Genomic DNA, 11,966 nt, shown 5'->3' on the forward strand with positions numbered 1-11,966 from the left:
CCCTTACTCCTCGTTCTCGCGGGCCGGCGCGCCGGTTCCGGGAAGGTTCGAATTGCGGTTGTACTCGGCGCCGAGCTGACCGGTCTGGCCCGCGTCGCGCAGCGACTGGATGTAGTCGTCGTACTCGCCCTGCGAGACGACCTTGACGTTGAAGAGCATCGCGGAGTGGTACTCGCCGCAGAGCTCGGCGCACTTGCCGGCGTAGGTCCCCTCCTTGAGAGGCGTGACGTACATGTAGTTCGTCTTGCCGGGGATCATGTCCTTCTTGTAGAGGAAGTCGACGACCCAGAAGGAGTGGATCACGTCGCGTGCGTCGAGCTGGATCTTGATCTTCTGTCCGACGGGCAGGTAGAGCGTGGGGATCTCGGACTCGACGAGCGAGCCGGCGGCGTCCCCGCCCTCCTGGTACTGGCCCTGGATTCCGGCGGAGTAGACGTCCTCGTCGACGTAGTTGAAGTCCCACGCCCACTGCTTGCCGTACACCTGGATGGTCTCGTCCGGGTCGTCGTAGGGCTGCTCGATCGCGGCCTGGTCGCGCGCGGTGAAGGCGAAGAAGCCGATCACGAGGATCAGCGGCACGATCGTGTAGAAGATCTCGATCGGCATGTTGTAGCGCAGCTGGACCGGCAGGCCGGTCTGCCCCTTGCGACGGCGGTAGACGACCACCGCCCAGATGGTGAGACCCCACGTGACGACGCCGACGGCGAGCAGGACGATCCAGGAGGTGACCCAGAGTCCGATGACGCGGTCGACGTGGTTCGTCGTGCCGGGTTCGGTGGGGAGCCAGCCCTGGAGCTGCTCTTGCGTGCAGCCCGCGAGGACGAGGGCGAGGGCTCCTGCGACGGGGGCAGCGACCCATCTGCGGATTCGGCGATTGAAGCGCACCGGTGACCTTTCGGAAGACTGGGGACCAGTTCACACGAAACTGTATTAGACCGGCTCCAGCCTACCCTTCCGCTCCGGCGGCCCGGTGCACGACGACCCGCTCTTGACGTCCCGGCCGAGTGGTGCAGTCGTGACGAACGGCGCCCGACGGCCACCGGAGTGGACTGTCGGACGCCGTTCGGAGGCGCAGCGGCCCGGGGCCGCGCGGCGTCAGTGGAAGCTGTCGCCGCAGGCGCAGCTGCCGCCCGCGTTGGGGTTGTCGATGGTGAAGCCCTGCTTCTGGATGGTGTCCTCGAAGTCGATCGAGGCGCCGTCGAGGTAGGGGACGCTCATCTTGTCGACGACGAGGCCGACGCCCTCGAACTCCACCGCGGCGTCGCCGTCGAGGGTGCGCTCGTCGAAGTAGAGCTGGTAGATGAGGCCGGAGCAGCCGCCGGGCTGCACGGCGACGCGCAGGCGCAGGTCGTCGCGGCCCTCCTGCTCGAGCAGGCTCTTGACCTTGGCGGCGGCGGTCGGGGTCATCGAGACGCCGTGGGCCGCGCTGGGCGGGGTGGCGAGGGGGGTCGCCGTCTGGTCGGTCAGTGTGTCTGACATGTCACTCCTCAGGGGACGGGCGGAACGGTCGTCGTGCCTTCCGGGATTCTACGGCTGCAACCCGGGTGGTCACCCGGGTATTCCACGACCGGTGGTCAGTCGCGGTGAGCGGCGGCGCGGAGCAGGAACAGCGCCTCGGTCTGCGCGGCGCGCTTGAAGACGCCCAGGTGCAGCGACTCGTTGGGGCTGTGCGCGCGCGAGTCGGGGTCCTCGACACCGGTGACGAGGATCTGCGCCTCGGGGAACTCGCGCACGAGGTCGGCGATGAACGGGATGCTCCCGCCGATGCCGGTCTCGAGAGGCTCGCGTCCCCACGCGTCGGCCATCGCGCCCTTCACCAGGTCCACGGCCCAGCCGCTCGCGTCGACCAGGAAGGGGCTGCCGGTGTCGACGTCCTCGACCGCGAGGTGTGCGCCGAACGGGGAGTTCGCCCGCAGGTGGCTCTCGATCGCGGCGAAGGCCTCCTCCGCGTCCTGGCCGGGGGCGATGCGGGCGCTGATCTTCACGCGCACGGACGGGACGAGGGTGTTGGAGGCGTCGACGACGCTGGGCGCGTCGATCCCGGTGACCGTGACGGCCGGCTTCGACCACAGGCGCGAGAGGATCGCGCCGGTGCCGATCGGCGAGACCCCGTCGAGCAGCCCGGAGTCGCGGCGGAGGTCCTCCTCGGTCGTCTCCGGCACCGCTCCGTCGTGCTCGGTGAGGCCGGCGACGGCGACCGAGCCGTCCTCGTTCCAGAGCGTCGCGAGCAGGCGGACCGCCGCGAGCATCGCATCCGGGACCGCTCCGCCGAGCATGCCCGAGTGCGAGGCGTGCGCGAGGGTCCTGACGGTGAGGGTGAAGGTGACGTTGCCGCGCAGGCCCACCGTCAGCGCGGGGGTGTCGACGTCCCAGTTGTCGCTGTCGGCGACGATGATCGCATCCGCGCGGAGGGCGTCGTGGTGCTCGCGGAGGAAGGTGGGGAACGAGCGCGACCCGAACTCCTCCTCCCCCTCGATGAAGAGGACGAGCCCGAGGTCGTGGTCCTCGCCCGCGACCTCGCGCAGTGCGCGCACCGCGGCGAGGTGGGACACGACTCCGGCCTTGTCGTCGGCGGCACCGCGCCCGTACAGGCGGTCGCCGCGCACGGTCGGCTCGAACGGAGGCGTCTCCCACGCCGACTCGGCGCCCTGCGGCTGCACGTCGTGGTGGGCGTAGAGGAGGACGGTCGGCGCTCCGTTGCGGGCGGCGCGGGTGGCCAGGACGGCCGGCTGGCCGAGCACGTCGGTGCCGTCGATCGTGGCGCTGTGGATCGCGACCTCATCGAAGACGCCCGTCTCGCGTGCGAGCTCGGCGATGGCCTCGGCGCTGGCGGCCACGCGGGTGGCGTCGAAGCCGTCCCACGAGACGGACGGGATCCGCACGAGCTGCCCGAGCTGGGCGAGCGAGCGCGGCAGATCGTCGCGGACGGCGGCGAGGACGGCCTCCTCGTCGGAGGAGAGTGCGGGCGGAGTCGGAGCGTCGTGAGCCATGGAGGTAATCTTAAGAGACCCCCGATTCCAAGGACGTTCCCCGTGGCCAAGCACCCGATCGCAACCGACACGCCCGACGACGCCGGCTCCCCCGGCTCCGGGAAGGGCCGGCCGACGCCGACCCGGCGCGAGCAGGAGCTGGCCCGCAAGCGTCCGCTGGTCGTCACCGATCGCAAGCAGGCCGCCCGCGACGCCCGCGAGAAGGCCGCCGTGTCACGCGAGCAGGCCCGCATCGGCCTGGCCGCCGGCGACCAGCGCTACCTGCCGCTGCGCGACAAGGGTCCTCAGCGCAAGTTCGTGCGCGACTGGGTCGATGCGCGCTTCAGCCTCGGCGAGTTCCTCATCCCGGTGATGGTCGTCGTCCTGCTGCTGAGCTTCTTCCCGCAGCCGGAGCTGCAGTACGCGACGCTGGTCATCCTCTGGGTGTTCTTCCTCCTCGCGGTGATCGACTGCATCCTCCTCGGCATGCGGATGCGCCGGAAGCTCGCCGAGCGCTACGGCGCCGACAAGGTCGAGAAGGGCATCCGCTGGTACGCCGCGATGCGCGCCCTCCAGCTGCGCGTCATGCGCCTGCCGAAGCCCCAGGTCAAGCGCCGCGCCTTCCCCGAGTAGTCGGACGGCGGACCACGAAGGGCCCCTGCGGTCGCGCCTCGCGCGGCTCCGGGGGCCCTTCGTGGTGCACGGCGGGTCAGGAGGCGCGGGCCAGTCCCCGGTTGATGTCCCGAGCCCACAGGGGCCCGCGGTAGATGAAGGCGGTGTAGCCCTGGACGAGGGTGGCGCCCGCGTCGAGGCGCTCGCGCACGTCCTCGGCCGTCTCGACTCCTCCGACGGAGATCACGCAGAAGGCCGCGGGGACGACGCCGCGGATCACGCGGAGCACCTCGAGCGAGCGCGCGGCCAGCGGGGCACCGGAGAGGCCGCCGGCGCCGGCCGCCTCGACCACGGCACGGTCGGTCGAGAGGCCCTCCCGGGAGAGTGTCGTGTTGGTCGCGATGATCCCGTCCAGACCCAGGCGGACGGCGAGCTCGGCGACCCGGCCGACCTCGTCGTCGGAGAGGTCCGGGGCGATCTTGACCAGCAGTGGTGTCGTGTCGGCGGCGTCCTTGACGGCCGCGAGGAGCGGCTCGAGGCGGTCGATCTCCTGCAGGCCGCGGAGACCGGGGGTGTTCGGCGAGCTGACGTTCACGACGAGGTAGTCGGCGAGCGGCGCGAGCAGGCGCGTGCTGATCAGGTAGTCCTCGATCGCGTCGTCCACCTCGACCACCCGGCTCTTGCCGATGTTCACGCCGATCACGGGGCGGCGGCGCGCGCTGCGCAGCCGGATCAGCCGCTGCGCCGCAGCCTGGGCGCCGTGATTGTTGAAGCCCATCCTGTTGACGACGGCGCGGTCCGCGATCAGCCGGAAGAGGCGCGGCCGGTCGTTGCCCGGCTGCGCCCGAGCGGTCAGGGTCCCGACCTCGACGTGTCCGAAGCCGAGCGCGCCGAAGCCCAGGACCGCGGTGGCGTCCTTGTCGAAGCCGGCCGCGACGCCGAACGGGGTCTCGAAGCGGAGCCCCAGCGTCTCGACCGCGGGCGTTCCGCGCGGGACGGTGGTCCGGCGCAGGACCGGAGCGAGGGCTCCGAGGGCCCGGATCACCGGGAAGCTCAGGTGGTGAGCCCGCTCCGGGTCGAGGCGGCGCAGGACGGTGCGGAACAGGAGCGGGTACACCCGGGCCTCAGATCTCGTCGGCGCTGTGCGGCACGGAGGTGCGCTCGGCGCGGAGCAGGGTGATCGCCGACTCGAAGTCGTCCAGCGAGTCGAACGCCTGGTAGACGCTCGCGAAGCGGAGGTAGGCGACCTCGTCGAGCTCCCGCAGCGGCGGCAGGATGGCGAGGCCGATGTCGTTCGCGTCGATCTGCGAGGCGCCCGTGGAGCGGATGCTCTCCTCCACCCGCTGCGCGAGCACGGCCAGATCGGTGTCGGTGACGGGCCGGCCCTGGCAGGCCTTGCGGACGCCGCTGACGATCTTCTCGCGGCTGAACGGCTCCACGACTCCGCTGCGCTTGATCACGACGAGGCTCGCGGTCTCGGTCGTCGAGAAGCGCCGGCCGCATGACGGGCACTGCCGGCGGCGGCGGATCGAGAGGCCGTCGTCGCTCGTGCGCGAGTCGATCACTCGGGAATCGGGGTGCCGGCAGAAGGGGCAGAACATCGAGGGCCTCTCGGTCTCAGGCGAAGCGGGCGTCGACGGCGTCGCCGTGGGCGGGCAGCGCCTCGGCGTCGCTGAGAGCGCGGATGTGCGGGGCGACGCGCTCGAGCGCACCGCGGTCGTACGAGATCAGCTGCTGCGGCCGGAGGAAGGTGTAGGCGCCGAGCCCGGACGAGAAGCGCGCCTGCCCCAGCGTCGGGAGCACGTGGTTGGAGCCGGCGAGGTAGTCGCCCAGGCTCACCGGGGTGGTCGGGCCGAGGAAGATCGCGCCGGCGTCGTGGATCCGCTCGGCCGTCGCGACGGGGTCGGCCGTGTGCAGCTCGAGGTGCTCGGGGCCGTAGGCGTCACTGAACGCGCAGGCGAGCTCGAGGTCGTCGACGATCACGAGCGCGGACTGCGGGCCGTCGAGTGCGATGGCCACGCGCTCCGCGTGGTGGGTGGCGGCGGCCTGGGCGGCGACCTCGCGCTCGACGGCGGCGGCGAGCTCGGCGCTGTCGGTGACCAGGACCGCGGAGGCGGCCTCGTCGTGCTCGGCCTGGCTGACCAGGTCGGCGGCGACCAGGCGCGGGTCGGCGGAGTCGTCGGCGATGACGAGGATCTCGGTCGGGCCCGCCTCGGAGTCGATGCCGACCTGGCCGAGCACCTGGCGCTTCGCGGTGGTGACCCAGACGTTGCCCGGCCCGGTGATGATGCTGACGGGATCCAGCCCGATCGAGTCGACGCCGTAGGCCAGTGCGGCGACGGCTCCGGCGCCTCCGACCGCGTAGACCTCGTCGATGCCGAGCAGGGCGGCCGCCGCGAGGATCGTGGGGTGGACGGAGCCGCCGAACGCCTTCTGCGGCGGCGAGACCAGGGCGATGGAGGCGACTCCGGCGGCTTGCGCGGGCACGGCGTTCATGACGACGCTCGACGGGTAGACCGCCTTGCCGCCGGGGACGTACAGCCCGGCGCGGGCGACGGGCTGCCAGCGCTGGGTGACCGTGGCGCCGTCGTCGAGCTCGGTGGTGCGGGGCGGGGGGATCTGCGCGGCGCTGGCGCGGCGGACGCGCGCGATCGCCTCCTCGAGTGCGCTGCGGATGGCGGGGTCGAGGCGGTCGAGCGCCTCGGCGATCTGCTCGGCGGGCACGCGGAGGTGCGGGGGGCGCACGCCGTCCAGCCGCTCCGCCTGGTCGAGGAGCGCTTCCGCGCCGCGTTCGCGGACGTCGGCGATCAGCTCGGCGACGACGGGCCCGACGGAGGCGGACGCGCCCGGATTGCGGGGCACGAGGGCGAGGAGCTCGGCGGAGGAGGGACGACGGCCGCGGAGGTCGAGAGTCTGGATCATGGCCGCCCCAGTCTACGCGCCGCCCTCCCCCCGCTCCCTCGCCGCGCGCTCCCCCGCCCGGACCCCGTCCCGCCCGGCCCTCGCCCGGTCCCGATACGCCGCCGCGCGGCTACTCGACCACCCGGAGGACACCGGCGGCCGCAGGCTCGCACTCCGATCCGCCACCCTCTCGCCGCACCCTCCGAGGAAAACCGGCGATCCGCGTGTCAGCGGATCGTCGTAGCCGTACGCAGGACGCCCTTGAGAACCCGGCCACCCTCCCCAGCCGACCGCGCCGAGCCGGGCAGGGACCGGCTCGGAATTCAATACAGACAGTTCGGCCCCAGCAGGCTCTTCAGCTCGCCGAAGAGGTCCGGGGTGATGCGCACGGGGAACGGCACCTCGAACACGCGGGCCGTGTCGCCCTTGATGAGCTTCAGGCGCACCTCGGTCTGGCCGGAGTGGCGGATGAGCACGTCGCTGAGCTGCGAGACCGTGTCGGTGGTCGCGCGCGACTCGGGCATCGAGACGGTGAGCGGTCCCGAGTCGCCGTCCTGGCTCATCTCGGGGGCGAACAGGCTGAACGCGTGCAGATTCATACCGTCGTCGCGCATGCTGACGCGGCCTCTGACGACGACGATGGAGTCGTTCGTGAGCGCCGGGGCGAACTCCTGGTACGCCTTCCCCATGAACATGCAGGTGATCTCGCCACCGAAGTCCTCGACCTGGATCATCCCGTACTGGTTGCCGGAGGCCTTGGCCATGCGGTGCTGGACGCTCGTGACGAGGCCCGCGACGACCACGGTCTCGCCGTCGGCGATCGTCTCCGAGATCAGCAGGTCGGCGATCGTGGTGCTGTAGTGCTTGGCGAGCTCGGTCTCGAGTCCGGCGAGCGGATGGTCGGACACGTAGAGCCCGAGCATGTCGCGCTCGAAGGCGAGCTTGTCGCGCTTGGCCCATTCGGGCCGCTCGGGCACCTGGATCGCGGCCTGCGGCTCGTCCCAGAGGCTGTCGAAGTCGAAGCCGACCTGGCCGTTCGCCTCGTTGCGCTTCTCCCCCACCGCCGCCTCGACGGCGTCCTCGTGCACCTCGACCAGGGCGCGGCGCGTCGAGCCGAGCGAGTCGAAGGCGCCGGCCTTGATCAGCGACTCGATGGTGCGCTTGTTGGTCACCTGCAGCGGCACCTTGCGGAGGAAGTCGTGGAACGTCTCGAAGCGGCCCTTCTCCTCGCGGGCGGCCCGGATGCCCTCGACGACGTTCATGCCGACGTTGCGGACGGCGCCGAGGCCGAAGCGGATGTCGGTGCCGACGGCGGTGAAGAAGCCGATCGACTCGTTGACGTCCGGCGGGAGCACCTTGATCCCCATCCGCCGGCACTCGTTGAGGTAGGCGGCCATCTTGTCCTTGGAGTCGCCGACGCTGGTGAGCAGCGCGGCCATGTACTCCGCGGGGTAGTGCGCCTTGAGGTACGCCGTCCAGTAGGAGACGACGCCGTACGCCGCCGAGTGCGCCTTGTTGAAGGCGTAGTCGGAGAAGGGCAGCAGGATGTCCCAGAGGGTCTTGACGGCCTCCATCGAGTAGCCGTTGGCGATCATGCCGCCCGAGAAGCCCTCGAACTGCTTGTCCAGCTCGGACTTCTTCTTCTTGCCCATCGCGCGCCGCAGCAGGTCGGCCTGCGCGAGCGTGAAGCCCGCGAGCTTCTGCGCGATCGACATGACCTGCTCCTGGTACACGATCAGGCCGTAGGTCCCTCCGAGCACCTCCGAGAGCGGCTCCTCGAGCTCCGGATGGATCGGGGTGATCTCCTGCACGCCGTTCTTCCGCAGCGCGTAGTTGGTGTGGGAGTCGGCGCCCATCGGGCCCGGCCGGTAGAGCGCGAGGACTGCGGAGATGTCCTCGAAGTTGTCGGGCTTCATCAGCCGGAGAAGGCCGCGCATCGGGCCGCCGTCGAGCTGGAAGACGCCGAGCGTGTCGCCACGCGCGAGGAGGTCGTAGGCGGCCTGGTCGTCGAGCTCGAGGTCCTCGAGCACGAGGTCCTGTCCGCGGTTGGCGCGGATGTTGTCGAGGGCGTCGTCGATGATCGTGAGGTTCCGCAGCCCCAGGAAGTCCATCTTGATCAGCCCGAGCGACTCGCACGCGGGGTAGTCGAACTGCGTGACGATCTGGCCGTCCTGCTCCCGCTTCATGATCGGGATGATGTCGAGCAGCGGATCGCTGGACATGATGACGCCGGCCGCGTGCACGCCCCACTGGCGCTTGAGGTTCTCGAGTCCGAGCGCGGTGTCGAAGACCAGCTTGGCCTGCGGGTCCTCGGCGATGACGTTGCGCACGTCGAGCGCTTCCTTGTAGCGCGCGTGGGCGGGGTCGTTGATGCCGCTGAGCGGGATGTCCTTGCCCATGATCGCCGGCGGCATGGCCTTCGTCAGCTTCTCGCCCATCCCGAACGGGAAGCCGAGGACGCGCGAGGCGTCCTTGAGAGCCTGCTTCGCCTTGATGGTGCCGTAGGTGACGATCTGCGCGACGCGCTCGTCGCCGTACTTCTCGGTGACGTAGCGGATGACCTCGCCGCGGCGACGGTCGTCGAAGTCGACGTCGAAGTCGGGCATGGAGACGCGGTCGGGGTTGAGGAAGCGCTCGAAGATCAGGCCGTGCCGCAGCGGATCGAGGTCGGTGATCTTCATCGCGTAGGCCGCCATCGAGCCGGCACCGGAGCCGCGGCCGGGACCGACGCGGATCCCGTTGCGCTTGGACCAGTTGATGAAGTCGGCGACGACGAGGAAGTAGCCGGGGAAGCCCATCTGCAGGATGACGCGGGTCTCGTAGTCCGCCCGGTCGCGCACCTCCTGGGAGATGCCGTCCGGATAGCGCTCGCGCAGTCCGGCCTCGACCTCCTTCACGAACCAGGTGTCCTCCGTCTCGCCCTCCGGCACCGGGAAGCGGGGCATGTAGTTCGCCGAGGTGTCGAACTGGACGTCGCAGCGCTCCGCGATGAGGAGCGTGTTGTCGCAGGCCTCGGGGTGGTCGCGGAAGACCTGGCGCATCTCGCGCGGCGACTTGAGGTAGAACTCGTCCGCGTCGAACTTGAAGCGCTTGGGGTCGTCGAGGGTGGTTCCGGACTGCACGCAGAGCAGCGCCGCGTGCGAGGTCGCGTCGTGCGCGTGCGTGTAGTGCAGGTCGTTGGTGGCGACCAGCGGGAGGTCGAGGTCCTTCGCGAGCCGGATGACGTCGCCGATCACCCGCCGCTCGATGTCGAGGCCGTGATCCATGATCTCGGCGAAGAAGTTCTCCTTGCCGAAGATGTCGCGGTAGTCGGCGGCCGCCTGGCGGGCCTCCTTGTACTGGCCGAGGCGCAGGCGCGTCTGGACCTCGCCGCTCGGGCAGCCCGTGGTGCCGATCAGGCCCTCGGAGTACTGCGAGAGGATCTCGCGGTCCATGCGCGGCTTGAAGTAGTAGCCCTCGATCGACGCGCGCGAGGAGAGGCGGAAGAGGTTGTGCATCCCCGTCGTGGTCGAGCTGAGCAGCGTCATGTGGGTGTACGCGCCGGAGCCGGACACGTCGTCCCCTCCGCCGTCGCCCCAGCGGATGCGGGTCTTGTCGGAGCGGTGCGTCCCCGGGGTGAGGTAGGCCTCGGTGCCGATGATCGGCTTGATCCCCGCCGCCGTCGCGGTGCGCCAGAAGTCGAAGGCGCCGAACACGTTCCCGTGGTCGGTCACGGCGATGGCCGGCATGCCCTCCTCGACCGCCGCGTCGATCAGCGGCTTCACCCGCGCTGCACCGTCGAGCATCGAGTACTCGCTGTGCACGTGGAGGTGGACGAAGGAATCGTTACTCGGCAAGGATGCGCCTCCGGCGGACTGCGGGCAGGGGAGGGATGGCCGGCGACAAGGGAGGGCCCGTGGACACGGCGGGAAGAAGTCTAACCGCGCTGGACGCGGGTCCGGCCGGGAGAGCGCGGATCACTCCCCGCGCAGCACCTCGAGGGCGTGCACCAGGTCCTCGGGGTAGGACGCCTCGAACTGCACCCACTCCCCCGAGCCCGGGTGGGTGAAGCCGAGCCGGACCGCGTCGAGCCACTGGCGGGTGAGGCCGAGCCGCTTCGAGAGGGTCGGATCGGCGCCGTACATCGCGTCGCCGATGCACGGATGGCGCTGGGCGGCCATGTGCACGCGGATCTGGTGGGTGCGGCCGGTCTCGAGGTGGATCTCGAGGAGGGAGGCGAACGGGAAGGCCTCGATCGTCTCGTAGTGGGTCACCGAGGGCTTGCCGTCGGCGCGGACCGCGAACTTCCAGTCCGAGGACGGGTGGCGGCCGAGCGGGGCGTCGATCGTGCCGGCGAGCGGGTCGGGGTGGCCCTGCACGACCGCGTGGTAGACCTTCTCGACCGTGCGGTCGTGGAACGCGCGCTTGAGGTGCGTGTAGGCGCGCTCGGATTTCGCGACGACCATGAGGCCGCTCGTGCCGGCGTCGAGCCGGTGCACGATGCCCGCGCGCTCGGCCGCACCGGAGGTCGACACGGTGAAGCCCGCGGCGGCGAGGGCGCCGAGCACCGTCGGTCCCTCCCAGCCCACGGCGGGGTGCGCGGCCACTCCGACGGGCTTGTCGATCACCACGATGTCGTCGTCGTCGTGCACGATGCCGAGGCCGGGGACCGCCATCGGCACGATCCGCGGCTCCTCGCGCGGGTTCCACTCGACGCTCAGCCAGGTTCCGGCGCGCACGCGGTCGCTCTTGTCGAGGACCCGTCCGTCGGCGCTCACTCCGCCCGCCTCGGCGACCTCGGCCGCGAAGGTGCGTGAGAAGCCGAGCAGCTTCGCGACGGCCGCGTCCACGCGGAGGCCGTCGAGCCCGTCCGGGACCGGCAGCTCTCGGGACTGCGCCATCAGCGTCCGCCGGGGCGGTCGGCGTCGCGGGCCGCCTCCTCGACGGAGGAGGCCGCTGCGGGGGCGCCCGCTCCGGGGGCGGCGGGAGCGCCGTCCTCGGACGCGACCTGCTCGTCGCGGCCCGCGCGCTCGCGGGTGCCGTCGAGGCCGACGCCCCGCACGCTCAGGAGGACGAACAGCGCCATCGCCGTGCAGATCGCGATGTCGGCGACGTTGTAGATCGCCGGGAGCAGCCACGGCGTGAAGAGGAAGTCGACGACGTGTCCGAGCCCGAAGGAGGGCTCTCGGAACAGCCGGTCGAAGAGGTTGCCGAGGGTGCCGCCGAGCAGCAGGCCGAAGAAGACGCCCCACGCGGTGGAGCGGATCCGGCGCGAGAACCAGATCACGGCGACGACGACGCACGCCGCGATGATCGAGAAGATCCAGGTCGACCCGCTCGCGAGGGAGAAGGCGGCACCCGGGTTCTTCACGTAGTGCAGGATCAGGACGTCGCCGAGGACGTGGACGTCCTCGCCCAGGGTCAGGTTCGTCGTGACCAGGAACTTCGCGGTCTGATCGATCGCGAAGACCGCGAGCGCGACGAGGCCGAGGGTGACGAGCACCC

Annotated in this window: 10 protein-coding genes; 1 reads left to right on the forward strand and 9 read right to left on the reverse strand. The window is 70.9% G+C overall.

What is annotated here, in order from left to right:
- Nucleotides 1-3: 3 nt before the first annotated feature.
- The 3 genes from coxB to C5C59_RS07375 all read right to left on the reverse strand — a co-directional run bounded on the left by coxB (nt 4) and on the right by C5C59_RS07375 (nt 2,990).
- Entirely contained in the window at nt 4-885 is an 882-nt protein-coding gene (coxB, locus tag C5C59_RS07365; protein WP_104224653.1) for a cytochrome c oxidase subunit II, read from the reverse strand.
- A 210-nt stretch (nt 886-1,095) separates the two neighbouring features.
- Nucleotides 1,096-1,479 (reverse strand): iron-sulfur cluster insertion protein ErpA, encoded by a 384-nt coding sequence (gene erpA, locus C5C59_RS07370; RefSeq protein WP_104224654.1) that lies wholly within the window; start codon nt 1,477-1,479, stop codon nt 1,096-1,098.
- Nucleotides 1,480-1,574: 95 nt separating this feature from the next.
- Entirely contained in the window at nt 1,575-2,990 is a 1,416-nt protein-coding gene (locus C5C59_RS07375) for a dipeptidase (protein ID WP_104239312.1), read from the reverse strand.
- Between the two features lie 42 nt (nt 2,991-3,032).
- On the opposite strand from C5C59_RS07375, the gene C5C59_RS07380 reads away from it, so the two are divergent.
- Entirely contained in the window at nt 3,033-3,602 is a 570-nt protein-coding gene (locus C5C59_RS07380) for a DUF3043 domain-containing protein (RefSeq protein ID WP_181027102.1), read from the forward strand.
- Between the two features lie 76 nt (nt 3,603-3,678).
- Here the strand turns inward: C5C59_RS07380 and C5C59_RS07385 are convergent, their stop codons facing one another.
- The 6 genes from C5C59_RS07385 to lspA all read right to left on the reverse strand — a co-directional run bounded on the left by C5C59_RS07385 (nt 3,679) and on the right by lspA (nt 11,964).
- Nucleotides 3,679-4,698, reverse strand: a complete 1,020-nt coding sequence (locus C5C59_RS07385) for a quinone-dependent dihydroorotate dehydrogenase (RefSeq protein WP_104239311.1) — start codon at nt 4,696-4,698, stop codon at nt 3,679-3,681.
- A gap of 7 nt (nt 4,699-4,705) precedes the next feature.
- Complete coding sequence (gene nrdR, locus C5C59_RS07390; RefSeq protein ID WP_104224657.1) at nt 4,706-5,182, reverse strand: transcriptional regulator NrdR; 477 nt, start codon at nt 5,180-5,182, stop codon at nt 4,706-4,708.
- Nucleotides 5,183-5,198: 16 nt separating this feature from the next.
- Nucleotides 5,199-6,503, reverse strand: coding sequence for a histidinol dehydrogenase (gene hisD, locus C5C59_RS07395; RefSeq protein WP_104251252.1), 1,305 nt, complete (start codon nt 6,501-6,503; stop codon nt 5,199-5,201).
- A 302-nt stretch (nt 6,504-6,805) separates the two neighbouring features.
- A complete protein-coding gene (dnaE, locus tag C5C59_RS07400; protein WP_244229655.1) occupies nt 6,806-10,267 on the reverse strand; it encodes a DNA polymerase III subunit alpha in 3,462 nt (1,153 codons plus the stop codon).
- 171 nt (nt 10,268-10,438) lie between these two features.
- Nucleotides 10,439-11,362 carry an RluA family pseudouridine synthase gene (locus tag C5C59_RS07405; RefSeq protein WP_104239386.1) on the reverse strand — a complete coding sequence of 308 codons (924 nt, stop codon included), beginning with the start codon at nt 11,360-11,362 and terminating at the stop codon, nt 10,439-10,441.
- Complete coding sequence (gene lspA, locus C5C59_RS07410) at nt 11,362-11,964, reverse strand: signal peptidase II (protein WP_104239385.1); 603 nt, start codon at nt 11,962-11,964, stop codon at nt 11,362-11,364. Before lspA ends, C5C59_RS07405 begins: the two co-directional genes overlap by 1 nt.
- Nucleotides 11,965-11,966 lie beyond the last annotated feature (2 nt).

Origin of the sequence: Rathayibacter sp. AY1F4, assembly GCF_002931775.1 — a bacterium.
Lineage (GTDB): Bacteria > Actinomycetota > Actinomycetes > Actinomycetales > Microbacteriaceae > Rathayibacter.

Excerpts from the sequence above, each read along its gene's own strand:
- dnaE (WP_244229655.1), bottom strand. The coding sequence starts at position 10,267 with ATGCTCGACGGTGCAGCGCGGGTGAAGCCGCTGATCGACGCGGCGGTC.
- C5C59_RS07405 (WP_104239386.1), bottom strand. The coding sequence starts at position 11,362 with ATGGCGCAGTCCCGAGAGCTGCCGGTCCCGGACGGGCTCGACGGCCTC.
- erpA (WP_104224654.1), bottom strand. The coding sequence starts at position 1,479 with ATGTCAGACACACTGACCGACCAGACGGCGACCCCCCTCGCCACCCCG.
- nrdR (WP_104224657.1), bottom strand. The coding sequence starts at position 5,182 with ATGTTCTGCCCCTTCTGCCGGCACCCCGATTCCCGAGTGATCGACTCG.
- C5C59_RS07375 (WP_104239312.1), bottom strand. The coding sequence starts at position 2,990 with ATGGCTCACGACGCTCCGACTCCGCCCGCACTCTCCTCCGACGAGGAG.
- hisD (WP_104251252.1), bottom strand. The coding sequence starts at position 6,503 with ATGATCCAGACTCTCGACCTCCGCGGCCGTCGTCCCTCCTCCGCCGAG.